This window comes from Azospirillum fermentarium, assembly GCF_025961205.1.
Lineage (GTDB): Bacteria > Pseudomonadota > Alphaproteobacteria > Azospirillales > Azospirillaceae > Azospirillum > Azospirillum fermentarium.
The window spans coordinates 524,662-547,733 of the sequence record NZ_JAOQNH010000002.1; the positions used below are offsets into that span (position 1 = coordinate 524,662).

The window sequence follows — 23,072 nt, forward strand, 5'->3', positions numbered from 1 at the left end:
GAAGGTCGGGGCCTTTCTCATACCCGCAGGAAAGCCGTCACGCCCACCGCAACCGCTACACCCGGTTCTCCACCCGCACGCCGGGCATGCGGACGAATTCCTTTTACCACGATCAGCCACTCGCTGCGGGCGTGTGCGCCGATCTGCATGTCGTGCGGCCCGCAAGGCGTGCCCGCACGCTCCAACTCGGCGCGGACCTGCGCAAAATGGGCGGCCGCCTTGTTGCCCTGCGGGCCGCGCTCTCGTCTGCGCCGGAACCGCGTAATCGCGCGTTTCCGCCATTCGGCTTCGATCACTGACACGGGAATGTCGTCAGGGTATCTCCCATGTGATGCGCAACAGTGCTAACGAGAGATTCTTTAATGGATTGATCGGGTTAGGCGATCCACTTATCGCGCTAGCCACGCTACCGCAAAACCAATCAATACCGCAGCCTTTTCAAGTCGGGCGTGGCCTTGTGCCGTCCGGCTTTGGGAGGACGCGCCATGCAGAGCATAGATTGGCGTATTCCGGCGGCTTATAAACGCATTAAAGACCTTCCGCCCGCCGGTTTCGCCTGGGAATATCTTCGTCGCAACGAAGACTATCGCCGTGACGTCGAGAGACTCACGCAGAGGAGAGAACCCGCGGGAGAAGAGGTTAACGCCTTTGCTTCCCGCTGGGGGGTGCGATTTCGCACACGACCCCGACGCGCAGCCTGACGGCGCACCGCCTTTCTGGTCGCCGCATTTCAATCCGCAGGCCATTATTCTGTCTCCGGTCGAGCAGAACGATCCGGATGGCGGGCGGCTTGTCGCTCTCGCACATCTCGATGGCCTGATCCTGCGCCGCGCACCGGATGGCTGGCACGCAATCTGGCGTGTCGGTGGGATGGAGCATCAATTCTGGCTGCCACAGGGCGCAATCGATGCAGCAGCTTTCTATGCTGCAATCCTGCCCATGGACGAGTTCATGGAATTACGCGCCCACGCGGCCCGCCGCCTCTGGAGGTGCCTGACAGGCCGCTCTCCGGGGCCGGATATTCGCGCCATGCCAGCGCAGCTTCGGCAATGGCACCTTCTGTCGCTGCGGGCGCTGGACGCACGGCTGCACGGCGAAAGCTATCGCGCCGTTGCCGAAGTCCTGCTCGGCTTCCGTGGCGACAAGGAAGATTTCGAGACTGATCCGCGCAAGAACAAGGCACGTCGTCTTGTTGCCCACGGCATCAGGATGATGCGCGGAGGCTATCGGCTGCTTTTGCATTATCCGGTCAAGCCGATTCCACGATCAAAAGGCGACTGAGGCAATCTCACCGATTCCTGTTTGCCGCAGCCTGTTCCAGTATTTGCCTGTAACCTTCCCGCGACAGCCATTGAGCGCGTTCCAGATGGCTCTGCCAGCATCGCCGGGTGCGCATCTCATCTGATGCCGGATCGCGGTGCAGAACAATTCGCGCCACTTCCTTCCAGTCGGCTTCCTCGGACTTGGCGTCCAGAAGGCGCAGATAGGTCACAAAGTGCTGCTCGTCATAGGCGGTGATGACATGGCCGGATGGAGCCAGATCATCCACATGGGGGTCAAGTTCGACGGGCGCTTTCACGGTCATTCCCCTTCTTTCAGAAGAGTTTCTGCGGTTCGCCCCCGCAATAAAACTCTCTGACTCCTGGTGATCGGGGAGTTAGTAACCGTGTTGAACGGCCCCATGGCCTTTAGCTGGAAAGCCTGTTGCATACGCCACAGGCTCCCCGACCATAGGGTCAAGGAGTGTGGTGCCGTCACGGCCGACACCAACCGTCAACAGGGGTTACTAAGCCCCGGAGCAGTGCGTCTGCCCCATCTGCATCCATAGCCGAACTGCGCGCGGATGTCTTGAGCGAATCCGCATCGGGCTCACTGAGTTGCTGAAATCTCACGTCTTTTCGCGCTGACATAGCCCCTTTCGGGGGTGCCGTCTGCGTATGTACGCAAATGCGGCACGCTACACGCCGCCGATCACTTCCCATGGTTCGCCATAGCGCGCCGCCGTCTCCGGCAGCCGCATCAACCTGACGAACCGGAGGTGATCTCATGGCCGAGCGCCGAAACGCGGACCTGCCACCGCGCATGCTGCGTACTCAGGAAGCTGCACGTTTCCTTGGCATTTCTCTTCGCACGCTGGAAAAACACCGGACCTACGGGACCGGTCCGACCTATCGCAAAATCGGTGGCCGGGTTCTCTACACGGTCGAGGATCTTCAGGCCTGGGCCGACATCGGCGCACGCAAATCCACCAGTGACAAGGACGTCGGCACGGTCTTTCCGGCTCGCCCCCTGACGCCTGAAGAGCGGAGCAAGCTCTGAATGCGGCGCGTCGATCACCCTGACGCCCTGCGACGAGAAGGCGGTAGCGAGCGCAGCCACCTCGATCCCTTCGTGGTCGCAACCGGCGATGCCAGTCCGCGCGACCAGCGCGATCTGATGGAGCGGCCTTTCTTCTCGCTGGCGAAGACGCCGCGCACGAAGCCCATCCTCTACAAGACCGCCGATGTCGAGGTGCAGGTGTTCGGGATGCCCGAACATGGCATGGCGACGATCTGGGATGCCGATGTGCTGATCTGGGCTGCAAGCCAAATCGTTGCCGCCGAAAACAACGGCATCAAGACATCCCGCTTCTTCCGCTTCACGCCCTATCATCTGCTGCGCGCCATCGGCCGCGACACCGGAAACCGCCAATATCTGCTGCTGAAGGCAGCGCTTGCCCGGCTGCAATCCACGGTCGTCGCCACGACGATCCGTAACGGCAAGCATTGGCGCCGCCGCCAGTTCTCCTGGATCAACGAATGGGAAGAGATGACCACGCGCGACGGTCGCGTTGAGGGCATGGAGTTTGTCCTGCCCGAGTGGTTCTACAACAGTGTCCTTGACCGTTCGCTGGTCCTGACCATCGACCCGGATTATTTCCGGCTGACCGGTGGTATCGAGCGCTGGCTCTACCGTGTTGCCCGCAAACACGCCGGACATCAGCCGCATGGCTGGCTGTTCGAGGTTGCGCACCTTTACCAGAAATCCGGCAGCATGGCCCGACCATCGGACTTTGCACTGGACTTGCGCCGCATTGCTGCCCGCCAGCCGCTGCCCGGCTACCAGCTTAAGATCCTGCGCGAGGATCGCCGCGAACTGCTGCGAATCCGCCCTGAAAATCTATCCACAGTGCCTGTGGATAACATTGTGGATGCCGTCGGTACATCAGGCGCAAAGGGTATCGGTACATCAGGCGCAGCACTATCGGCACATCAGGCGCACGAGCCCCAGTTAAGCCTCTGGAACGAAAAGAAGAATCCGACTGCTAACTTAGAATCTAACATAGAATCTAACTTTTCTTCTTTGACGCGCGCGCATGAAAGGCACGGTGCCAGTGCCACTTCCCGCCGACCTGGGCGGGGTACGCCATGATCGTCGCGCTCCTCAATCAGAAAGGCGGCGTGGGCAAGACCACGCTGGCGCTGCATCTTGCCGGAGCCTGGGCTGCGCAAGGCAAGCGGGTCATCCTGATCGACGCCGACCCGCAAGGCTCCGCACTGGACTGGTCAGAGCGGCGCAGCCATGAAGGGCTGCCAAGGCTGTTCACCGTCATCGGCCTTGCCCGCGATACCCTGCATAGGGAAGCGCCGGAACTGGCGCGTGACGCCGATCATATCGTCATTGATGGTCCGCCCCGTGTCGCTGGTCTGATGCGCTCAGCACTGCTTGCAGCCGACCTGGTGCTGATCCCGGTGCAGCCATCCCCCTTTGACGGCTGGGCCTCGGCCGAGATGCTGGCGCTTCTGAACGAAGCGCGCATCTATCGACCGGAGCTGTCCGCCCGCTTTCTGCTGAACCGATGCGGTGCGCGCACGATCATCACCCGCGAAACGGCCGAGACACTGGCTGACCATGATCCGCCCTTGCTGGCCACGACGGTTGGCCAGCGTGTCGCCTTCGCCGAAGCCGCACAGACCGGACGACTGGTCTCCGAGACTGATGGCGGCGAACGGGCCGCACAGGAGGTCACAGCGCTGGCGGCCGAAATCGATGGCCTCGGTATCGGGAGGATCGTGCCATGACACGTCCGCCTGTCAAATCCGGCTTCGCATCACGTCCGGGCAATCCCGATAGCTGGGTCAGAGCCGCCGATGCGCCGCCAACCGGCAAGACGGCGACGGAGGCGTTTACCGCCCGCCTGACCATCGACATCACGCCCGAACTGCGCGGGCGCATCAAGGTTGCCGCTTTCCGGCGTGGCGTCACCGTCGCCGTGATGCTGCGCGAGCTGCTGGTCCGCGAGTTTCCACCCATCGAAGGAGATCAGCCATGACCGGCAAAACCGTGCGCGCTGCGCATGAACATCCGCAGGCGGACGGGCCTGCACCGTTCACCACATTGGTCGAACTGACCTTCCAGAAGAATAAGGTCGAGCGGTGGATACGCTTCGGCCGCAAGAGCTTTGAGCAGATCATCGACCGCCGCCGCAGTCTGATCGGTTTTGCGCCCGAAAGCATCTTCGCACTCAATCGCTGGGCTTCCAACGATTACGGCACCATCGTCTCGCGGCTCGACATCCTGCGCGCTGTCGGGCGTGGCGAACCGTACCAGACCGTGCCCTTCGTTCGTCCTGGCGGCGAGATCCTGCTGCGTATCGATGGCTGGCGACAAGTCCAGCGGGTGTTGGCCCTGATCGATGCCGTGGACGCGCTAGGCGTCGATCCGGCCGATGTTGCGCCGGAGCATTGGCGGCACGTCCACAACCGTTTGAGTGCTGGTCAGGAACCCAATCCCTACACCCCGGAGCGCCATGCCGCATGGGTCAGCCGCCGGAGGATCGCACCATGAGCCGTCGTCATATCCTTGCCGTGTCCATGCTGGCCGTCGGCACGCTTGTCGTCACGGCGGTTGCCGATCTGCCAACCCGGCTGATCTGGAATGCGACTGCCAGCGCGCCCATCGGCTTCTACACAGTTGCTCCCGCCGATGCGCTCGAAGTGCCCGAACTGGTCGCCATCATGCCGTCTGAGCCGCTGGAGCGGTTCATGGTCGATCGCGGCTATATCGGACGCGGCGTGCCGCTGCTGAAGCGTGTCCTCGGCCTGCCGGGACAGCGCGTTTGCCGCAACGGTGCGACCATTACCGTCGATCATGTCGAGATGGGGGACGCGCTGGAGCGCGACCGCATGGGCCGCGATCTGCCGGTCTGGCAGGGCTGCCGCATTATCGGCGACGGTGAACTCTTCCTCATGAATTGGGACATCCGGGACAGCCTCGATGGCCGTTACTTCGGACCTGTTCCCGCCAGTTCCGTCATCGGCCGGGCGCTGCCGCTCTGGACCGATGGGGAAGGTGATGGCCGCTACGAATGGCGGGCGGCCACGCATTGAACCCACGCCGAAACCTCGACGACAGGAGATTTTTCATGCCACAGATCGGATTGTTCACGCGCGATGAAACGGGCTTTTCCGGGCGCGTTCACACGCTCACGCTCTTCCGTGAGCTTACCATCATGCCAGCCGAGCATTCGGACGCCGAAAACGCGCCGGACTACCGTGTCCATCACGGAGCTGATGACGGCCCCGAGGTCGGCGCTGCATGGAAACGCACCGGCGAAAAGGCTGGCGAATATCTCTCGGTGCTGCTCGACGATCCCGCCTTGCCGCAGCCGATCCGCGCCAACCTGTTCCGCGACGACGATGCAGGCTCGTCATGGTCGCTGCACTGGAGCCGCCCGCGGCCCCGCGAAGATCGGGACTGAGATCATGCGATCCCGCGCCCTTCTTCTCTTCACGGCCCTTCTGTCGGCTGGCAGCGGATTGACGCCAGCGCTTGCGCAGGTCACGCAGCAACCCGCGCCTGTCACTGCGCATCCCCATGCTGCTTTCATTGCCGAGGCGTCACAGCGTTTCGGCATTCCAGAGCACTGGATTCGGGCCGTGCTGCGTGTGGAAAGCGCGGGCGATGTGCGCGCCATCTCATCGGCGGGTGCAATGGGACTGATGCAGGTCATGCCCGATACCTGGGTGGGCCTGCGCAGCCGCCATGGCCTCGGACGCGATCCTTACGATCCGCGCGACAACATCCTCGCAGGTACGGCGTATCTGCGCGAGATGTGGGACCGGTATGGCAATGTCGCGGCCATGCTTGCCGCCTACAATGCCGGTCCCGGTCGCTATGATGAGCATCTGGCGACAGGTCGCACTTTGCCCGCAGAAACACGCGCCTATGTCGCCACGCTCGCACCTGTTCTTGGGCTTGCGACTGCGCCTGATGTGCCGACGATCGCGCCGCCGCCACCGCCAGATTGGCGCGAAGCTCCGCTTTTCGTGGCGCAATCCAGCGGCAATTCGGTTGCAGCCAATCAGCCGTCGAACGACGTCCGCGCAACCGTTCCTATGCGCGTTTCCGTCGATCAGGAGCCGCAGGACGGCGGCATATTCGTGGCCCGTGCGAGCAATGGAGATGCGCCATGACCATGACGTCTCCACGCGCTTTCGGTCCGCTTCCGGTGTGCAGTCAGGCAAGGGGTCGCCTGGCTGCATTCCCGGCAGGAAGGGCAAAAAGGGCAGGGAAGGCGGAGGGCAAGATAAAGGAAACCGGCACCCTGTCGGGCCGGTTTCTGGGCAAACCCTTGTCTGCACACTGTTTTGGGGCGCGGCGCACGGCACCCTGCTTTTGGGTCTCGCGTGCCGCGATATGGCGCAAAGCCTTGGCTTTGCTGGATTTTGACCGGCACTATAGCCGAATATCTGCCGTTTGCGTGCTTAAACGGCATGGGATGCGCTCATGAGTGCCGAGGACGAGAACCGCTTTCGCCCCAGGTCAGGTCGGATCAAATCCGACGCGCCGAAGGTGGGCAAGGCGAAGAGCTTTCTGACGCAGGCGAAGAAGCTGGCGCGTCAGCATAGCAACGGCCCCGGCAGATCATCATCATTCGCATCACGGACGTCCTCGTCGCCTTCATCTGGTTCGGCCGGAAAGAGCGGGAAGGCATCGCGGACTGGCAAAGGTCCGGGCGTCAAGCGTGGCCGCGGCGCGGCCTTTGTCCGCGCACGCGCCCTGTCGGGCGGCTGGCGGCACAGTGCGGCCGGCGTGCGCCGCGTCGTCGTCAAAACCCGGTACGTTCAGAACGCGGGGAAGAATGGCAAAGGGGCTGCTCATCTGCGCTATATCCAGCGCGATGGAACCTCGCGTGATGGCGAACGTGGCCAGCTCTATTCCGCCACCGACGATCGCGCTGATGGAGATGCGTTCCTTGACCGAGGCAAGGATGATCGCCACCAGTTCCGCTTTATCGTTTCGCCCGAAGATGCCGCCGATCTTACCGATCTCACCGAGCACACCCGCGATCTGATGAGCCGCATCGAGGCTGACCTTGGCACGAAACTCGACTGGGTGGCGGTCAATCACCACAATACCGGCCACCCCCATGTCCATGTCATCGTTCGGGGCAAGGACGATCTAGGCGAGAACCTGGTCATCAATGGCGATTATCTCGCCAATGGCATTCGTGAGCGGGCGAGCGAACTGACCACGCTGGAACTGGGCCCAGTGACCGAGATCGAGCAGAGCCGCAAGCTGTCTGCCGAAATCGATCAGGACCGCTTTACGCGCATCGACAGCACCATGACCGAGGAGGCCGACGAACGGTTCCTTGATCTGCGCCATGAACCGGCCGATGCACGCCGCCAGTTCAACCGCACGCTTCGCCTGCGCCGTCTCGCCAAACTGGAAAAGATGGGGCTCGCCACCGAACACGCGCCGGGCGTCTGGGAGCTCGGCGCGAAGATGGAACCGGCGCTGCGTGAACTTGGTGAACGCGGCGACATCATCCGCAACATGCACAAGGCGCTGAAGGCCGATGGGCAGGACCGTGATCCAATGACCTTCCAGCTTCACGATGCAGCACCCGCGGCGCCCATCACCGGACGCGTCGTGGACAAATATCTCACCGACGAGATGGGCGAGAACCTGACGCTCGTGGTGGACGGCATCGACGGGCGAACACACCATCTTCCCGGCATTGATCCGGCCCGCGTCGAAGATGCCCGGATCGGCAGCATCGTCGAAGTTGGCCCCGCCGATACGGCGCAGCGGCCGTCCGATCACACCATCGCTGCGATCTCGGAGAATGGTATTTACCGACCGAGCCGCCACCTCGAACAGGCGAAGTTCGAGGGACGTGTACCGGGCGGGGATTACGAGGGCTATGTAGATGCCCATGTCCGGCGACTGGAGGCGCTGCGCCGCGCCGGGATCGCTGAGCGGATCGACGCTGACCAGTGGCGCATCCCCGATGACTTCGAGAGTCGCGCCACCGCCTATGATGCCGGTCGCAACCGGCAGGCCAGCATTCGTGTCGTCTCTACCTTCGATCTGGAAAAGCAGATCGGCGCTGATGGTGCGACCTGGCTGGACCGGCGACTGGTTACGCCGGACGCTTCGGATATTACCCCGGCCGGGTTCGGTCAGCAGGTGCGCGAGGCTATGGACCAGCGGCGAGAGCATCATATTGCACAGGGCGATGCCACACGGCAGCAGAATGGACGCATCCTCTATCGGCGCAACCTGCTCGCCAATCTGCGCGAACGGGAAGTGGCCCGCGTCGGTGCGGAAATGGCCGGGAGCAAGGGCTTGCCGTTTCGTGCGGCTACCGATGGCGAGACCGTCAGCGGCAAGTTCACCGGGACCGCACATATATCGAGCGGCAAGTTCGCCATTATCGAAAAGAGTCACGAGTTCACTCTCGTCCCATGGCGGCCAGTAATCGACCGCCAGATCGGCCGCGAGGTTGCGGGCATCGTGCAGGGCGGATCGGTTTCGTGGCAGCTTGGGAGGCAGCGGGCATTGGGGTTGTAGTCACTGCTAGCCGGGCGCCATCATCGCGAAGACCAGCAGCAACCGGCCCGATCTTAACATGCTCAACTACGCCATTCGCTGAAGGGAATGTCGTGCAGGAAGATAAGGTGATTTTCTGAGCAGGAGTAGCCGTTGGGGTATTCACCGCGACGGCGTGGAGAGCCCTTATACTTAAAACCCGTCACGAAAATCCCGTCTCCCCTCTCGCTACTTTTGCTGCGGAACACTCAGTCCGAAAGGCGCCATTTGCATCATTCAGGGCGACGTAGCGCACAAAACTAATTGGGCTTGAAACCTTACAAACATGTTTGTATAGTTATGGCCATTCAAACAGGATGGCTAACCCATGACCGCCTCGCATTCGAACAGGTGGGTGCTGCTTGTGACCGTCGCCGCCGGTCTGCTGCTGATCACCCTCGATAACTCGGTTCTCTATACGGCGCTGCCGACGCTGACACGCGAACTCGGCGCTTCGCAGACGCAGGGGCTGTGGATAATCAATGCCTATCCGTTGGTGATGGCAGGCCTGCTGCTGGGCACCGGCACGCTCGGCGACCGCATCGGCCATCGGCAGATGTTCCTGATCGGCCTGGTGCTGTTTGGCATCGCTTCGTTGGTCGCGGCCTTCTCGCCGTCGGCCAACATCCTGATTGCGGCCCGGGCGTTTCTTGCCGTCGGCGCGGCGGCGATGATGCCGGCGACGCTGGCCTTGATCCGGGTGACCTTCCTCGATGAGCGCGAGCGCAACATCGCCATTGCGATCTGGGGATCGCTGTCGGTCGTTGGCAGTGCGCTCGGCCCGATCGTCGGCGGCTTCCTGCTGGAGCATTTCTGGTGGGGATCGGTCTTCCTGATCAACGTGCCGGTGGTCATCGTTGCGTTCCTCTCGACACTGGTCGTCGCGCCGAAGGGTGAGACCGACCATAGCAAGCCATGGGATCTGGTCTCCTCGCTGCAAGCGCTCGTGGCGTTGTCGGCGCTGGTGATCGCGATCAAGGAATCGGCGCATGTCGGTCAATCCTGGCTGGTGCCGGCCGGGGCGTTTGTCGTCGCCGTGGTGGCGAGCATCCTCTTCGTGCGCCGCCAGTCGCGCCTGACCTTCCCGCTGCTCGACTTCTCGATCTTCCGCAACGCCGCCTTCTCGTCGGGCGTGATGGCGGCGGCCTTCGCCATGTTCGCGATCGGCGGCATTGAGCTCGTCACCACGCAGCGCTTCCAGCTCGTTGCCGGCTTCTCGCCGCTCGAGGCAGGGCTGCTGGTTTCGGCGGCTGCGCTCGGCTCGCTGCCGACCGCGATGCTTGGCGGTGCGTTTCTGCACAAGATCGGCCTGCGCATTCTGATCGCGGGTGGTCTTGCCGCCGCATCGCTGGCTGTCGTGCTGGCGACCTGGGGCGTCACCCATGGCCTTGGCTGGCTGATCGCCGGCATGGTGTTGAGCGGGGCCGGCGTGGGCGCGGCCATGTCGGTGGCTTCGACCGCCATTGTCGGGAATGCGCCTGTGCATCGGGCGGGCATGGCCTCGTCGGTCGAGGAGGTGTCCTACGAGTTCGGCAGCCTGCTGGCCGTGGCCTTCCTCGGCAGCCTGCTGTCGGCGATCTACACGGCTTCGGTCATGCTTCCGGCGGGAGCGCCAGAGGCGATGCGCGACAGCATGGGCGGCGCGCTCGCGCTGGCAGCGCAAGCCGGAGCCGATGGTCAGGCGATCATCGATGCGGCGAGCCAGGCCTTCGATCGCGGCTATCTGACCGTGATGTATGTGGTCGCGGCGGTGCTGGCAGTGGGTGCGGTCATCACCGCAGTGCTGCTGCGCAACTATGGTCCGGGTTCGCAATCCTCGATCTATTCCTCGCACTGAGAGGAATGATCCGATGCGAACGAGCAAGCGCACGCAGATCCTCGATGCGGTCGTCGCCATCATCCAGCGTGATGGCGTCAACGCCGTCACCTTCGATGCTGTTGCGGAAGAGGCGAAGCTGACGCGGGGCGGGCTGATCTACCACTTCCCGTCGCGGGAAGAGCTGATCTTTTCGACCCACAAGCATCTGGCCGAAGGCTGGGAAAAGGCGATGGCGAAGGCGGCGGGCAAGAAAGCCGCCGCCGCAACGCCGGCGCAGCGATACGCGGCCTATGTGCAGACCTGCGCGCAGGCCGCCGATCGGGCGGAACTCCTGCTGATGCTTGAAAGCGCGGGCGAGGCCCGGCTCGGCGAACTCTGGCAGGATGTGATCGACCGCTGGGCGCCGCCTGTTCCCGAGACCGAAGACGAAGCTGCGCTGTCGCGGTTCATCGCGCGTCTGGCGGCCGACGGTCTGTGGGCGCATGAGGCGCTGTCATCGCGGCCGCTTCCCAAAAAACTCAAGGACCGCATCTGCCGCCGCCTCGTGGCGATGGCCGAGCAGGAGTCGAATCCCGTCAAAGGAGAGTGATGCAATGACCGACCGCACCCACAAACCGCTTACGGCAGTCGTCTTCGGGCTGGGCGTCACCGGACGCAAGATCGTCGAAATCCTTCTGGACCGGGAGGTCCGGATCGTCGCGGCGGTCGATGCCTTCCAGTTCCACGGTCTGGACGTCGGCGCCGTGCTTGGCTGGCCCGATATCGGTGTGAGCGTCATACCCGACGCTGAAGCGGCGTTTGCTGGCGGGGCGGCGGATATCGCGATCGTCTCCACCCAGAACGGCATCAGGGACATCTACCCGACGGTGAAGCTGTGCCTTGAGAACGATACCGACGTCATCACCATCGCCGGGGATGCCTACTTTCCGTGGGTCGACCAGGCGTCGAGCGAGGCGCGCGCCTTGCACGACCTCGCCGTGGCGCGGGGCAAAACGATATTGGGGACCGGCGTCCAGGATGTGTTCTGGGACAATATGCCGGTGCTGCTGTCCGGTGCGGCCGAGAGCATCACAGGCATTCATGGCCGAAGCGTCGCGCTCGTGGACAGTTATGGCGACTGGATCGCCGAGGGCCTGTGCATCGGCAAAGCGCCGGAAGAACTCGATCGGGGCTTCGCATCGCCCTTCGCCGGGGTCTTCATCGGGCCTCTGCACGACATGGCCGACAGGTTCGGTCTGACCGTCATCGACGCCGTCACGACTGTGGAGCCTGTCATCGCGCGCAAGGCCTTCCGGTCGGAAGAAGCCGGGATCGAGGTCAGTGCGGGGCATCTTTCGGGTCTCGATACCTGCCTGCGCCTCAACACCGTGGAAGGCGTGACGCTTTCGGCCCGTTTCATCAGCAAGCTGCGCGAAGACGGCGATTCAAATCACGCGACATGGGACATCGAGGGTAGCCCGGGCCTGAGCGTCTTCATGCAGGACCGGCACGATATCGTCACCACCAGCGCGACCGTGGTGAACCGCATCCCCGATGTCATCAACGCCGCACCGGGCTTCACCACTGTGTCAGCGCTTCCCGCGCCGGTGTTCCGGTTCCGGCCTCTCGGGGCCTATGCGCGCGAAGGTGGGCCGTCAGATGCGGCAATCTCTGAATAGGACGAGGCGAGGCCTCAAGGACAAGGAAGATGGAACGAAGCAAGCGACCGGACGAGAAGCAGCGCAAGCAGGAAGGCATACCGCTGGCCTTGAATTGGGCTGGCTGTGGCTTGGTTCTGCTGGCTTTCGCCCAACTGTTCAAATGGCGAACCAGTGGCTTCGACGGCTTCTATCCGGTCTTTGTCGCCTTCGGCTGCCTGATGATTGCGATCGGCGCGGTCATCTGGTGGCGCAGCAGGAAACGATGAACAGCCCTCAACGGACGAGGACGCCAACAATATCGGGGTAGGAATGACGGATAGTGAACTTGAACTGAAGGTGCTTCGGCTCCCGATCATCACAGGCGTAATCGTGTCAGCGCTGGCGTTGATCGCAGCGCCGCTGACCGGCTCACAGGCGATCCTGCTCGATGGATTCTTCGGGCTGATCTATCTCGTCACAGGGGTTTTTACCTATAGCGTCGGACGGCTCGTGCATCAGGGCGCGAGCCGGCGGTTCCCGTTCGGCTATGCGCCGCTCGAACCCCTGGTCAACCTGATCAAGAGCCTGCTGATCGCCGGCGTCTCCATGTTGTCGGTCTGGTATGCGGCCTCGAACCTCTTTGCCGGCGGCACGGACATCGAGTTCGGCGGCGCGGTCCTGTTCGCGTTTCTCTCGGCCTCGATCACCATCGGCATGGCGGCCTATGTCTGGATCCGTTATCGCCACGTCGACAGCCCATTGGTCCAGGGCGACCTGGCCGCGCGCATGATCGACGCCTTGACCGCCCTCGGCGCGTTGCTGGCGTTCCTGGTCGCCTATGGGCTTCACGCGAATGGCTATCAGGCCGCGGCCCGCTACGTCGACCCGGTGCTGACGCTGGCGCTGGTCGTTCTGACGGTCGGCATTCCGTATTCGCTCGGCAAGGGCGCCCTGTCGGAACTCATCTATGTTTCGCCGCCGGCGGCCGAGGTCGAGCCGCTGGAGGGCAAGGTTCGCGCCGTTCTTGCCGATCTGCCGCTGACTGCCCTGGACATCCGCACGGTCCGGATCGGCCGAACCTGGGAGATCATGGCGCAGGCGCAACTCAGACCCGATATCGATCTGGATGCCCACGCGGCGGACGATTACCGGGAGAAGCTGGCCGGGCAGTTCGCGCATGAGCGGCAGGCGGTCCGGGCGGTTCTCATCTTCACCTATCTGCCGACAGAGCCGCTAACCTGAGGGAGACGGCAATGGCCCCAACGACCCAATTTAAGAACAGGATTTCGAGACAAACATGCGACTTCAACTATTCCGCGGCATTGCCGTCATCGAAGGTATCACCACGCTCATCTTGTTCCTAATCGCAATGCCGCTCAAATATCTCGCCGGGAACGAAGCGATCATGCCGCTTGCCGGCTGGGGGCATGGCTATGCTTTCCTTGCCTATATGCTCTTCCTCGTGCCGGGCATGTGGGGAAAGGGCTTCACCGCGTGGGAGTGGACGCGAACTTTCCTCGCATCGCTGATCCCGTTCGGTACCTTCCTCAATGACCCCATGCTGAAGCGCAAAGCGCTCTCGGCACATGCGTGATCGCTGATGGGGTTTCCCGCCCATCATACTACCGGCACTGATGCCGCTGCGCCAGCCATCGGTCCGGGGCTGGTCGCGCGGGTGATGCGAGCAGTTCCAGCCGGACCGCTGGTCAACGCCGTCCATGTCTCGGTCATCAATATCGGTCGCGCATTCGGCGCTTGGGCAGGAGGTCTCGGGATTCAAGCCGGATATGGGCTTATCTCTCCTCTCTGGATCGGTCTCGTTCTGGCTATAGCGGGCATTCTCAGTCTCGCGCCACCCGCAGCGAGGCAGTTTGAAACAGTAAAGAGGTAGGAATGCGGAGGCGTCAGCAACGATATCGGCCACCGGATGCCCCGCTGACGCTTTCCAGCGTACGCATACCGATGGTAGCCCTCGTCCAAGCCCTCGCTGTCGCGGAATATCTCAGCTTCCATCGTGCGGCGCAGGCGCTCGGGACCAGTCAATCGAGTGTGAGCGCGCGGATCAAGGCGCTGGAGGCTGAACTCGGCGTCATCCTCTTCGACCGCAACACGCGCGGCGTCCGCCTGACCGAAGCCGGACGCCGCTTCGTCGATCAGGTCGATGACGCCATGGGCATCTTGGACCGGGCAATCAAGACCGCCGGGATGCCGGCACGTGGCGAGGAAGGCGAGCTTCACATCGGACTCCATGCCCTGACGCAAGGCTGTTTCCTAGACCAGCTGCTAGGGCGGTTCCGCAGCGAGCATCCGTGCGTCCGCCTGCGCATCACCGAAGGAACGGCGCGAGACGCGCAACTCATGATCCGCGAAGGCCGGCTCGATACCGCCTTTATGGCCTGCACTCACGAAATCCCCGACCTGCATTCCCGTGTAGTCTGGCGAGACTACCTCATGGCGGCGCTGCCAGTCGGTCATCACTTAGCGACACAAGCCGATGTCGAATGGCGACAGCTTTCGGCGGAAATCTTCCTTGTCCGTTATGGTGGCACCGGCCCGCAGGTCCATGATCTGATCGTGACGCGCGCAGCCGGGAAGTGGCCGGTGCCGACAATACTCCGCTTCGATGTCGGTCGCAGCGCGCTGCTCTCCATGGTCGCTGCCGGAAACGGTATTTCGCTCTTCGTCGCGGACGGTGCGACATCCAGCATGGCGAATGTTGCTTTCCTGCCGATCCGCGATGAGCCCGAAACTATCCCGTTTTCGGCCGTTTGGTCGCCCCGAAACCGAAACCCTACACTTTTGAGCCTGCTCACCCTAGCAACGGAAATGGGCCGCTTACGCCCGAAATCTGATTCGCGATAGCCCACTGTTAACGGTGCCGGAATAGTGCCGCCGTCACCCATCCGATTTGCCGCCGATTGTATTCTGCAGGCCGACGGCCACACCTTTGCTATTGCACCACGCGAAAACGACCATTCTCTGATCGGCTCCGTCTCTCTTGCCGATTGGAGCCTGTATGCGTGGAGGCCGAATACTCTGGGGCCAGATCATTGTCGTGCTCACCATCGTCGTGGTGATGGTCTGGGCTGCAACGCAATGGGTGGCTTTCCGGCTCGGCTTCCAGCCCCAGCTCGGCAACCCTTGGTTCGATATTGCCGGATGGCCATTCTATTATCCACCTGCCTTCTTCTGGTGGTGGTTTTCCTATGACGCCTATGCGCCCGGCATCTTTACCGAAGGCGCGTTCATCGCCACGGCAGGCGCGGTTCTTGCCATAGCTGCCGCTTTCCTCATGTCGATCATCCGGGCACGGGAAGCCCGCAATGTCGCCACCTATGGTTCGGCGCGATGGGCCGAGGACAAGGAAATCCATGCTGCCGGCCTGCTTGGTCCAGATGGCGTCGTGCTGGGGCAGCACCGCAAGGATTATCTGCGTCATGACGGCCCCGAGCATGTGCTGTGTTTTGCGCCAACCCGATCAGGCAAGGGCGTGGGCCTAGTCGTGCCGACGCTGCTGACCTGGCCAGGCAGTTGCATCGTCCATGATATCAAGGGCGAGAACTGGAACCTGACAGCGGGCTTCCGGTCAAGGCATGGTCGTGTCCTGCTGTTCGATCCGACCAATGTGCAGTCGGCAGCTTACAATCCGCTTCTGGAAGTAAGGCAGGGTGAATGGGAAGTCCGCGATGTCCAGAACATCGCGGACATCCTGGTTGATCCCGAAGGTTCGCTCGACAAGCGCAACCATTGGGAAAAAACCAGCCACAGCCTGCTCGTCGGCGCGATCCTGCATGTTCTCTATGCCGAGAAGGAAAAGACACTGGCGGGCGTCGCCAATTTCCTGTCCGATCCTCGCCGTCCCGTCGAGGCGACCTTACGCGCGATGATGGACACGCCGCATCTGGGCGAAGCCGGTGTGCATCCCGTCATTGCCTCGTCTGCGCGGGAGCTTTTGAACAAATCAGAGAACGAACGGTCTGGGGTGCTGTCCACTGCTATGTCGTTTCTCGGTCTTTACCGAGACCCGGTTGTGGCCCGCGTGACTCAACGCTGCGACTGGCGCATCGCCGATCTGGTCGGTGAGAAGGAACCGGTCAGCCTCTATCTCGTCGTGCCACCCTCGGACATCAACCGCACCAAGCCGCTGATCCGCCTCATCCTCAATCAGGTCGGGCGGCGGCTTACCGAGGAACTGGAAACCTCCGGCAAGCGGCATCGCCTCCTGTTGATGCTCGATGAGTTTCCGGCACTGGGGCGGCTGGATTTCTTTGAATCGGCGTTGGCCTTTATGGCCGGCTACGGCCTGAAAGCGTTCCTGATCGCCCAATCGCTCAACCAGATCGAGCGCGCCTATGGGCAAAACAACGCCATTCTCGATAATTGCCATGTGCGCGTGGCCTTTGCGGCCAACGATGAACGCACCGCCAAACGGATCAGTGATGCGCTCGGCACGGCTACGGAAATGCGCGATTCCACCAACTATGCCGGCCATCGCCTCGCGCCATGGCTGGGGCATCTCATGGTGTCGCGGCAGGAAACGGCGCGGCCATTGCTGACGCCCGGCGAAATCATGCAGCTTCCGCCCACCGACGAGATCGTCATGGTGGCGGGGGTGCCGCCGATCCGTGCTGCCAAGGCACGCTACTATGCTGATGCGCGGTTTCAGGAGAGGGTGATGTCACCGCCCGATCTGCGCAAGCAGCTGGTGAAAATCACCACATCGGCGCCAGATGACTGGACGAGCCGCATTGTCGCGGCTGCGAGCGGCAATGGACCCGCCTCAGATACATCCGATGACGATCCGGCCAATGCCGGTATCCGTCGTGAACCGGAACTGCCGGAGCATGAGGAAATCATCCCGCCACCTCCGCCACCATCGCAGGAGTTCGATTTTCTTGATGATGAGCCAGATGTCGATGCCGCCAAGGCCCGTGCCATGCGCCAACGGATGCGCATGGTCGCGCGGCAGGCGTCGCTTGACCCAAATGACGGCATCGAGCTGTGAGAACGGAGACAGGCATGACGACGCGCACCCGCATGAATGTCTATTTCGATCCCGCTCTGCTGAAACAGGTGGAAGCGCTGGCCTTGCGCCGAAATGTCTCGAAATCCGCCGTGATCGAGGCTGCTGTGGCATCCTTCATGTCAGGCGATACGACTGAACGGCTGGAAGCCGCCATGTCGCGCCGCCTGGACAAGCTTGGCCGTCAGTTCGACATGCTGGACGAGGATATTGCCGTGCTGGGCGAAACCCTCTCGCTATTTGTACAATTCTGGCTGACCCTCACGCCGCCGCTGCCAGACAGTGCAAAACAATCTGCGCGCATCAAAGGAAACGAGCGTTTCGAGGGATTCATGCAGTCCCTTGGTAAGCGCCTCGCCAACGGTGACAGGTTTCTCAAAGAAATATCGCACGACATGGCTGCGCTACACGACACCTCGCCGGGGGGTAAAACCGAAGGTGACGGCGATGGGATCTAGGATTGCAACCCGTCCTATTCACCGCCAGGCTCCGCCGATGGCCGCACGCGCGTAAACATCTGTTGAAACAGCCCAAAATCAGGTTCTTTTAATCGACCCCGATCCGGGGTCCGTCTTTTGCGCGCCCCGTCATGAACGGGGCCGCCATGACTGCATCACATCAAAAACCGGAAACGATTGCCCGTGGCGCGCGGATGCTGCGCACTGCGCTTGGGGCATCCATCGCCCGGTTTCTGGAAGATCCCGGTGTGGTCGAGGTGATGCTGAACCCGGATGGTCGTATCTGGGTGGATCGGCTTTCCGAAGGGTTGGCCGATACGGGGGAGAGGCTGTCCGCTGCCGATGGCGAGCGGATTGTGCGTCTCGTCGCCCATCATGTTGGCGCGGAGGTTCACGCCCGCGCACCCCGCGTCTCAGCAGAGCTGCCCGAAACCGGCGAACGGTTCGAGGGTCTATTGCCGCCCGTTGTCGCGGCACCCGCCTTTGCCATCCGCAAACCCGCCGTCGCGGTGTTCACGCTCGACGATTATGTGGCTGCCGGGATCATGACCGGTCTTCAGGCCGAAGTGCTGCGCCTGAACGTCGCCACGCGCGCCAACATCCTCGTCGCAGGCGGCACCTCCACCGGCAAAACCACGTTGACCAATGCGCTGCTGGCCGAGGTGGCGAAGACCTCGGATCGCGTCGTCATCATTGAAGACACGCGCGAGCTGCAATGCGCCGCGCCCAATCTCGTGGCCATGCGGACCAAGGATGGCGTGGCGACGCTCTCCGATCTGGTCCGTTCATCCCTGCGCCTTCGCCCTGATCGCATTCCGGTCGGTGAGGTCCGCGGTTCCGAAGCCCTCGATCTGCTCAAAGCCTGGGGCACAGGTCATCCCGGAGGCATCGGCACCATCCATGCCGGTTCTGGCATCGGTGCGCTGCGCCGCCTCGAACAGCTCATTCAGGAAGCCGTCGTCACGGTTCCGCGCGCGCTGATCGCCGAGACCATCGACCTTGTTGCTGTCCTTGCCGGGCGCGGATCGTCGCGACGGCTGGTCGAACTCGCCCGCGTCGATGGGCTGGGACCGGACGGCGATTACGCCATCACCCCTGCAACCACCTCAAAAGGAGACCCTTCATGATCCGCACGATTTCGCGCGGCTGCCGCATCATGGCAACCGCCGCCGCCGCTGTTTCCATCAGCCTGATGCTGGCGCCCGCCGCACACGCCTCCGGCTCCTCCATGCCGTGGGAGGCGCCGCTTCAGAGCATCCTTCAGTCGATCGAAGGGCCGGTCGCCAAGATCATTGCGGTAATCGTCATCATCGCCACCGGCCTGGCGCTGGCCTTCGGCGATACCTCGGGCGGTTTCCGCCGCCTGATCCAGATCGTCTTCGGCCTCAGCATAGCCTTCGCCGCCAGCTCCTTCTTCCTGTCGTTCTTCTCGTTCGGCGGCGGGGCGCTCATCTGATGGCGGGCGGCCTCGAACAGCTCTGCGCGGTGCCGGGATTTTCGATCCCGGTCCATCGGGCGCTGACCGAGCATATCCTGCTCGGCGGCGCACCGCGCTCCATCGCCATTGTCAACGGCACGCTGGCCGGGGCCGTCGGCCTCGGCCTTCGTCTCTGGCTGGTTGGCATCGCCATCTGGGCGGTTGGTCATTTCCTCGCGGTATGGGCAGCAAAACGCGACCCGCTCTTCGTCGAGGTCGGGCGCAGGCATCTGCGCATCCCCGGTCATCTGTCGGTGTGAGGGCGCGCGCATGATGAACCTCACCGAATATCGCCGCACCTCCGCTCGCCTTTCCGACTATCTGCCATGGGCAGCGCTGGTTGGCCCAGGCATTGTGCTGAACAAGGATGGCAGCTTCCAGAGGACCGCGAAGTTTCGCGGGCCGGATCTGGATTCTGCTGTCGCTGCCGAACTGGTTGCGGTCGCCGGTCGCATCAACAACGCCGTGCGCCGTCTGGGTTCGGGCTGGTCGATCTTCGTCGAGGCACAACGCTCCGAGGCCGCGACCTATCCCGACAGCAAGTTTCCAGATGCGGCCTCCGCACTGGTCGATGCGGAGCGCAAGGCCGGGTTCGAGGAAGCGGGCACACATTTCGTGTCCGGTTATTTCCTGACTTTCCTCTGGCTGCCGCCTGCAGAAGACGCCGCCCGTGCCGAAACCTGGCTCTATGAAGGTCGCGAACAATCTGGTGTCAATCCGCATGAGCTGCTGCGCGGCTTCATCGACCGCACCGACCGCGTGCTGTCGCTGCTCGACGGCTTCATGCCGGAATGCCGCTGGCTGGATGATACCGGTACGCTGACCTATCTCCATTCCTCCATCTCCACCAACCGTCATCGCGTCCGCGTGCCCGAAGTGCCCATGCACCTCGATGCGCTGCTGGCCGATCAGGCCCTGACCGGCGGACTGGAGCCGCGCCTTGGTGACGCGCATCTGCGCATCCTGACCATCATCGGCTTTCCTACCGCGACTACGCCTGGCCTGCTCGACGAGATGAACCGGCTCGCGTTCCCGTATCGCTGGTCAACCCGCGCCATTCTGATGGACAAGACGGATGCAACGAAGCTCCTCACCAAAATCCGCCGCCAGTGGTTTGCCAAGCGCAAATCCATCGCCGCGATCCTCAAGGAGGTGATGACCAACGAACAATCGGCGCTGGTGGATACCGATGCGTCCAACAAGGCGCTCGATGCCGACATGGCCTTGCAGGAACTCGGCGCTGACGTTGCCGGGATGGCCTATGTCACAGCGACCGTCACCGTCTGGGACATTGATCCGCGGATTGCCGACGAGAAGCTGCGTCTGATCGAGAAGATCATTCAGGGCCGCGATTTCACGGCCATGCCCGAAACCGTCAATGCCGTCGATGCCTGGCTCGGCTCGATCCCCGGACATGCCTACGCCAATGTCCGTCAGCCACCGATCTCGACGCTCAACCTTGCCCACATGATCCCGCTATCGGCCGTGTGGGCGGGGCCGGAACGGAACGAACACCTCGGAGCGCCCCCCTTGCTGTATGGCAAGACCGAAGGTTCGACGCCGTTCCGGCTTTCCCTTCATGTCGGCGACGTGGGCCATACCCTCGTCGTCGGCCCGACCGGCGCGGGCAAGTCCGTGCTGCTGGCGCTGATGGCGCTGCAATTCCGCCGCTATGAACGCAGCCAGATCTTCGCCTTCGATTTCGGGGGATCGATCCGCGCATCCGCGCTGGCCATGGGCGGCGACTGGCATGACCTCGGCGGCGGGTTGACCGAGGGATCGGAGGTGTCCGTCTCCCTGCAACCGCTAGCGCGAATTGGTGATGCTTATGAGCGGTCATGGGCCGCTGACTGGATCGCTGCGATCCTGATGCGTGAGGGCATGACCATCACGCCGGAGGTGAAGGAGCATATCTGGACGGCGCTGACCTCGCTGGCATCTGCACCCGTCGGCGAGCGCACCATCACCGGCCTTGCTGTCCTGCTGCAATCGAATGACCTGAAGCAGGCGTTGCGACCATATTGCATCGGTGGTGCCTATGGCCGGTTGCTCGATGCCGAGGCCGAACACCTCGGCCACGCCGATGTGCAAGCCTTCGAGATCGAGGGACTGGTCGGCACAGGAGCTGCGCCGGCTGTGCTGGCCTATCTGTTTCATCGGATCGGCGACCGGCTCGATGGTCGGCCAACCCTGCTTATCATCGACGAAGGTTGGCTGGCGCTGGATGATGAGGGGTTCGCCAACCAGCTCCGCGAATGGCTGAAGACGCTCAGGAAGAAGAACGCTTCCGTTATCTTCGCCACGCAGTCGCTCTCGGACATTGACGGGAGCAACATCGCGCCCGCCATCATCGAAAGCTGCCCGACACGGCTGCTTCTGCCGAATGAACGGGCCATCGAGCCGCAGATCACTGCGATCTATCGGCGGTTCGGCCTCAATGACCGGCAGATCGAGATCCTCGCGCGGGCGACACCCAAGCGGGACTATTACTGCCAGTCGCGCCGCGGCAACCGCCTGTTCGAGCTGGGCCTGTCCGAAGTCGGCCTCGCGCTCTGCGCCGCATCATCCAAAACCGATCAGACCCGCATTGCAGATCTCGTCGCCGAGCATGGGCAGGAGGGCTTCCTCGCCGCCTGGCTGCGCGATCGCGGCGTCGAATGGGCGGCGGAGCTGATCCCCGATCTCACCAATCTCATCCCCCAGACCGAAAAGGAGTCCTGACCATGACGATCCGTTTTTCCCGTTCCCGGGCCATGCTCATGGCGGCAACACTGCTCGCCGCGCCGCTTGCATTCTCGCCCATGCTGACCAGTCCGGCCCACGCACAGTTCGGTTTCGGCCGCATCGTCTATGACCCGACCAACTATGCGCAAAACCTGCTCACGGCCGCGCGCACGCTGGAGCAGATCAACCACCAGATCACCTCGCTTCAGAACGAAGCGCAGATGCTCATCAATCAGGCGCGTAACCTGACCAGCCTGCCATATTCCTCGCTCCAGACCTTGCAGCAGAGCGTCCAGCGCACCCAGCAGCTTCTGGCCCAGGCGCAGAACATCGCCTTCGACGTGCAGAACGTCGATCAGATGTTCCAACAGAAATACGGCAATGTCTCGCTCTCTGCCACCGACACCCAGCTTGTCGAAGATGCCCGTTCGCGCTGGCAGAACACAGTTGGCGGTTTGCAGGATGCCATGCGCGTGCAGGCCGGCGTGGTCGGCAATATCGACACCAACCGCGCCGAAATGTCGGCCTTGATCGGCCAAAGCCAGAATGCCACCGGCGCCTTGCAGGCAACGCAGGCGGGCAATCAGCTTCTTGCTCTCCAGTCGCAGCAACTTTCCGACCTGATCGCGCTGATGTCGGCCAATGGCCGGTCCGAGGCGCTGATCGAGGCCGAGCGTGCCACCGCCGCCGAACAGGGCCGCGTGCAGCGCGAGCGCTTCCTGACACCGGGATCGGGCTACCAGCCCGGCAATGCCCGGATGTTCGGCAACGGCAACAACTGACCGGACAGGAGGAGCGCGACATGGACGGCAAGATGCTGGCACGGCTGGGCGCGATCATATTCGTGGCTATCGCCATCACCGCCACGGTGATCGAAATGACCCGCGAGGATGAACCGGCGCAGAACCGTCCGGCTCCATCGCTTCAGCCCTCTGCCGATCCGCTGCGCCAGAGCCTGCGCCGTTGCCAGCAGTTAGGCGAGGCCGCCGTGAACGATCCCGGCTGCCTCGCCACCTGGGCCGAGAACCGTGACCGGTTCCTCGGCCGGACGCCGGTGCCCGCCGCCCCGCATCAGAACGGGGGAGAGTGAACC

28 protein-coding genes are annotated in these 23,072 nt (G+C 62.8%); 26 read left to right on the forward strand and 2 right to left on the reverse strand.

Annotation, left to right across the window (positions count from 1 at the left end; translation table 11 throughout):
• Window positions 1–17 precede the first annotated feature (17 nt).
• Entirely contained in the window at window positions 18–302 is a 285-nt protein-coding gene (locus M2352_RS26610; RefSeq protein ID WP_373886134.1) for a type II toxin-antitoxin system VapC family toxin, read from the reverse strand.
• 183 nt (window positions 303–485) lie between these two features.
• On the opposite strand from M2352_RS26610, the gene M2352_RS26615 reads away from it, so the two are divergent.
• Together M2352_RS26615 and M2352_RS17185 are read left to right on the forward strand one after the other, a co-directional pair.
• A complete protein-coding gene (locus M2352_RS26615) occupies window positions 486–701 on the forward strand; it encodes a transcriptional regulator domain-containing protein (RefSeq protein WP_122066901.1) in 216 nt (71 codons plus the stop codon).
• Window positions 649–1,281 carry a DUF2285 domain-containing protein gene (locus tag M2352_RS17185; protein WP_264665756.1) on the forward strand — a complete coding sequence of 211 codons (633 nt, stop codon included), beginning with the start codon at window positions 649–651 and terminating at the stop codon, window positions 1,279–1,281. Before M2352_RS26615 ends, M2352_RS17185 begins: the two co-directional genes overlap by 53 nt.
• 7 nt (window positions 1,282–1,288) lie before the next feature.
• Here the strand turns inward: M2352_RS17185 and M2352_RS17190 are convergent, their stop codons facing one another.
• Window positions 1,289–1,585, reverse strand: coding sequence for a DNA -binding domain-containing protein (locus tag M2352_RS17190; RefSeq protein ID WP_281066326.1), 297 nt, complete (start codon window positions 1,583–1,585; stop codon window positions 1,289–1,291).
• Between the two features lie 461 nt (window positions 1,586–2,046).
• On the opposite strand from M2352_RS17190, the gene M2352_RS17195 reads away from it, so the two are divergent.
• From M2352_RS17195 to trbK-alt, 24 genes are all read left to right on the forward strand, one after another.
• Complete coding sequence (locus M2352_RS17195; protein ID WP_165457007.1) at window positions 2,047–2,319, forward strand: helix-turn-helix transcriptional regulator; 273 nt, start codon at window positions 2,047–2,049, stop codon at window positions 2,317–2,319.
• Entirely contained in the window at window positions 2,320–3,411 is a 1,092-nt protein-coding gene (locus M2352_RS17200; RefSeq protein ID WP_112520471.1) for a replication initiator protein A, read from the forward strand.
• Entirely contained in the window at window positions 3,408–4,061 is a 654-nt protein-coding gene (gene parA, locus M2352_RS17205) for a ParA family partition ATPase (RefSeq protein ID WP_209483342.1), read from the forward strand. Before M2352_RS17200 ends, parA begins: the two co-directional genes overlap by 4 nt.
• Window positions 4,058–4,312 (forward strand): hypothetical protein, encoded by a 255-nt coding sequence (locus M2352_RS17210; RefSeq protein WP_112520469.1) that lies wholly within the window; start codon window positions 4,058–4,060, stop codon window positions 4,310–4,312. The genes parA and M2352_RS17210 overlap by 4 nt, the downstream gene beginning before the upstream one ends.
• Window positions 4,309–4,827: a DUF2840 domain-containing protein gene (locus M2352_RS17215; RefSeq protein ID WP_264665757.1), complete on the forward strand. Its 519-nt coding sequence runs from the start codon at window positions 4,309–4,311 to the stop codon at window positions 4,825–4,827. The genes M2352_RS17210 and M2352_RS17215 overlap by 4 nt, the downstream gene beginning before the upstream one ends.
• A complete protein-coding gene (locus M2352_RS17220; protein WP_209483340.1) occupies window positions 4,824–5,369 on the forward strand; it encodes a S26 family signal peptidase in 546 nt (181 codons plus the stop codon). Before M2352_RS17215 ends, M2352_RS17220 begins: the two co-directional genes overlap by 4 nt.
• Window positions 5,370–5,404: 35 nt before the next feature.
• Window positions 5,405–5,740 carry a DUF736 domain-containing protein gene (locus M2352_RS17225; RefSeq protein WP_112520466.1) on the forward strand — a complete coding sequence of 112 codons (336 nt, stop codon included), beginning with the start codon at window positions 5,405–5,407 and terminating at the stop codon, window positions 5,738–5,740.
• Window positions 5,741–5,744: 4 nt separating this feature from the next.
• Window positions 5,745–6,455: a lytic transglycosylase domain-containing protein gene (locus tag M2352_RS17230; protein WP_257539462.1), complete on the forward strand. Its 711-nt coding sequence runs from the start codon at window positions 5,745–5,747 to the stop codon at window positions 6,453–6,455.
• A 1,153-nt stretch (window positions 6,456–7,608) separates the two neighbouring features.
• Window positions 7,609–8,841, forward strand: coding sequence for a DUF3363 domain-containing protein (locus M2352_RS17235; protein WP_264666357.1), 1,233 nt, complete (start codon window positions 7,609–7,611; stop codon window positions 8,839–8,841).
• 346 nt (window positions 8,842–9,187) lie between these two features.
• The gene (locus tag M2352_RS17240; RefSeq protein WP_264665758.1) at window positions 9,188–10,696 is read left to right on the forward strand and encodes an MFS transporter; all 1,509 of its coding nucleotides are present in this window, start codon (window positions 9,188–9,190) and stop codon (window positions 10,694–10,696) included.
• Between the two features lie 13 nt (window positions 10,697–10,709).
• Window positions 10,710–11,267, forward strand: coding sequence for a TetR/AcrR family transcriptional regulator (locus M2352_RS17245; RefSeq protein ID WP_264665759.1), 558 nt, complete (start codon window positions 10,710–10,712; stop codon window positions 11,265–11,267).
• Between the two features lie 4 nt (window positions 11,268–11,271).
• Window positions 11,272–12,336, forward strand: coding sequence for a hypothetical protein (locus M2352_RS17250; RefSeq protein WP_166015869.1), 1,065 nt, complete (start codon window positions 11,272–11,274; stop codon window positions 12,334–12,336).
• 29 nt (window positions 12,337–12,365) lie between these two features.
• The gene (locus M2352_RS17255) at window positions 12,366–12,584 is read left to right on the forward strand and encodes a hypothetical protein (protein ID WP_264665760.1); all 219 of its coding nucleotides are present in this window, start codon (window positions 12,366–12,368) and stop codon (window positions 12,582–12,584) included.
• Between the two features lie 43 nt (window positions 12,585–12,627).
• On the forward strand, window positions 12,628–13,539 hold the full coding sequence (locus M2352_RS17260) for a cation transporter (protein WP_209483329.1): 912 nt from the start codon (window positions 12,628–12,630) through the stop codon (window positions 13,537–13,539).
• Between the two features lie 55 nt (window positions 13,540–13,594).
• Window positions 13,595–13,891 carry a DUF3817 domain-containing protein gene (locus tag M2352_RS17265; protein WP_209483327.1) on the forward strand — a complete coding sequence of 99 codons (297 nt, stop codon included), beginning with the start codon at window positions 13,595–13,597 and terminating at the stop codon, window positions 13,889–13,891.
• A gap of 368 nt (window positions 13,892–14,259) precedes the next feature.
• Complete coding sequence (locus M2352_RS17270) at window positions 14,260–15,159, forward strand: LysR family transcriptional regulator (RefSeq protein WP_209483325.1); 900 nt, start codon at window positions 14,260–14,262, stop codon at window positions 15,157–15,159.
• A gap of 154 nt (window positions 15,160–15,313) precedes the next feature.
• On the forward strand, window positions 15,314–17,302 hold the full coding sequence (locus M2352_RS17275; protein WP_209483324.1) for a conjugal transfer protein TraG: 1,989 nt from the start codon (window positions 15,314–15,316) through the stop codon (window positions 17,300–17,302).
• A 14-nt stretch (window positions 17,303–17,316) separates the two neighbouring features.
• Window positions 17,317–17,778, forward strand: a complete 462-nt coding sequence (locus M2352_RS17280) for a ribbon-helix-helix domain-containing protein (RefSeq protein ID WP_237831581.1) — start codon at window positions 17,317–17,319, stop codon at window positions 17,776–17,778.
• 146 nt (window positions 17,779–17,924) lie between these two features.
• Window positions 17,925–18,905: a P-type conjugative transfer ATPase TrbB gene (trbB, locus tag M2352_RS17285; protein ID WP_237831605.1), complete on the forward strand. Its 981-nt coding sequence runs from the start codon at window positions 17,925–17,927 to the stop codon at window positions 18,903–18,905.
• The gene (locus M2352_RS17290; protein WP_010336161.1) at window positions 18,902–19,234 is read left to right on the forward strand and encodes a TrbC/VirB2 family protein; all 333 of its coding nucleotides are present in this window, start codon (window positions 18,902–18,904) and stop codon (window positions 19,232–19,234) included. Before trbB ends, M2352_RS17290 begins: the two co-directional genes overlap by 4 nt.
• Complete coding sequence (locus M2352_RS17295; protein ID WP_257539467.1) at window positions 19,234–19,515, forward strand: VirB3 family type IV secretion system protein; 282 nt, start codon at window positions 19,234–19,236, stop codon at window positions 19,513–19,515. The genes M2352_RS17290 and M2352_RS17295 overlap by 1 nt, the downstream gene beginning before the upstream one ends.
• A 10-nt stretch (window positions 19,516–19,525) precedes the next feature.
• On the forward strand, window positions 19,526–21,976 hold the full coding sequence (gene trbE / locus M2352_RS17300; protein ID WP_257539468.1) for a conjugal transfer protein TrbE: 2,451 nt from the start codon (window positions 19,526–19,528) through the stop codon (window positions 21,974–21,976).
• Window positions 21,977–21,978: 2 nt separating this feature from the next.
• The gene (gene trbJ, locus M2352_RS17305; RefSeq protein ID WP_237831579.1) at window positions 21,979–22,761 is read left to right on the forward strand and encodes a P-type conjugative transfer protein TrbJ; all 783 of its coding nucleotides are present in this window, start codon (window positions 21,979–21,981) and stop codon (window positions 22,759–22,761) included.
• A gap of 20 nt (window positions 22,762–22,781) precedes the next feature.
• A complete protein-coding gene (gene trbK-alt / locus M2352_RS17310; protein ID WP_237831578.1) occupies window positions 22,782–23,069 on the forward strand; it encodes a putative entry exclusion protein TrbK-alt in 288 nt (95 codons plus the stop codon).
• Window positions 23,070–23,072: the final 3 nt, after the last annotated feature.

Coding starts and splice junctions, on each gene's coding strand:
- parA (WP_209483342.1), top strand. CDS start 3,408: ATGATCGTCGCGCTCCTCAATCAGAAAGGCGGCGTGGGCAAGACCACG.
- M2352_RS17250 (WP_166015869.1), top strand. CDS start 11,272: ATGACCGACCGCACCCACAAACCGCTTACGGCAGTCGTCTTCGGGCTG.
- M2352_RS17265 (WP_209483327.1), top strand. CDS start 13,595: ATGCGACTTCAACTATTCCGCGGCATTGCCGTCATCGAAGGTATCACC.
- M2352_RS17190 (WP_281066326.1), bottom strand. CDS start 1,585: ATGACCGTGAAAGCGCCCGTCGAACTTGACCCCCATGTGGATGATCTG.
- M2352_RS17290 (WP_010336161.1), top strand. CDS start 18,902: ATGATCCGCACGATTTCGCGCGGCTGCCGCATCATGGCAACCGCCGCC.
- M2352_RS17215 (WP_264665757.1), top strand. CDS start 4,309: ATGACCGGCAAAACCGTGCGCGCTGCGCATGAACATCCGCAGGCGGAC.
- M2352_RS17195 (WP_165457007.1), top strand. CDS start 2,047: ATGGCCGAGCGCCGAAACGCGGACCTGCCACCGCGCATGCTGCGTACT.
- M2352_RS17210 (WP_112520469.1), top strand. CDS start 4,058: ATGACACGTCCGCCTGTCAAATCCGGCTTCGCATCACGTCCGGGCAAT.
- M2352_RS17235 (WP_264666357.1), top strand. CDS start 7,609: ATGACCGAGGAGGCCGACGAACGGTTCCTTGATCTGCGCCATGAACCG.
- M2352_RS17295 (WP_257539467.1), top strand. CDS start 19,234: ATGGCGGGCGGCCTCGAACAGCTCTGCGCGGTGCCGGGATTTTCGATC.
- M2352_RS17260 (WP_209483329.1), top strand. CDS start 12,628: ATGACGGATAGTGAACTTGAACTGAAGGTGCTTCGGCTCCCGATCATC.
- M2352_RS17270 (WP_209483325.1), top strand. CDS start 14,260: ATGGTAGCCCTCGTCCAAGCCCTCGCTGTCGCGGAATATCTCAGCTTC.
- M2352_RS17200 (WP_112520471.1), top strand. CDS start 2,320: ATGCGGCGCGTCGATCACCCTGACGCCCTGCGACGAGAAGGCGGTAGC.
- M2352_RS17280 (WP_237831581.1), top strand. CDS start 17,317: ATGACGACGCGCACCCGCATGAATGTCTATTTCGATCCCGCTCTGCTG.
- trbB (WP_237831605.1), top strand. CDS start 17,925: ATGACTGCATCACATCAAAAACCGGAAACGATTGCCCGTGGCGCGCGG.
- M2352_RS17230 (WP_257539462.1), top strand. CDS start 5,745: ATGCGATCCCGCGCCCTTCTTCTCTTCACGGCCCTTCTGTCGGCTGGC.
- trbE (WP_257539468.1), top strand. CDS start 19,526: ATGATGAACCTCACCGAATATCGCCGCACCTCCGCTCGCCTTTCCGAC.
- trbK-alt (WP_237831578.1), top strand. CDS start 22,782: ATGGACGGCAAGATGCTGGCACGGCTGGGCGCGATCATATTCGTGGCT.
- M2352_RS17240 (WP_264665758.1), top strand. CDS start 9,188: ATGACCGCCTCGCATTCGAACAGGTGGGTGCTGCTTGTGACCGTCGCC.
- M2352_RS17220 (WP_209483340.1), top strand. CDS start 4,824: ATGAGCCGTCGTCATATCCTTGCCGTGTCCATGCTGGCCGTCGGCACG.
- M2352_RS17225 (WP_112520466.1), top strand. CDS start 5,405: ATGCCACAGATCGGATTGTTCACGCGCGATGAAACGGGCTTTTCCGGG.
- M2352_RS26615 (WP_122066901.1), top strand. CDS start 486: ATGCAGAGCATAGATTGGCGTATTCCGGCGGCTTATAAACGCATTAAA.
- M2352_RS17255 (WP_264665760.1), top strand. CDS start 12,366: ATGGAACGAAGCAAGCGACCGGACGAGAAGCAGCGCAAGCAGGAAGGC.
- M2352_RS17245 (WP_264665759.1), top strand. CDS start 10,710: ATGCGAACGAGCAAGCGCACGCAGATCCTCGATGCGGTCGTCGCCATC.
- trbJ (WP_237831579.1), top strand. CDS start 21,979: ATGACGATCCGTTTTTCCCGTTCCCGGGCCATGCTCATGGCGGCAACA.
- M2352_RS17275 (WP_209483324.1), top strand. CDS start 15,314: ATGCGTGGAGGCCGAATACTCTGGGGCCAGATCATTGTCGTGCTCACC.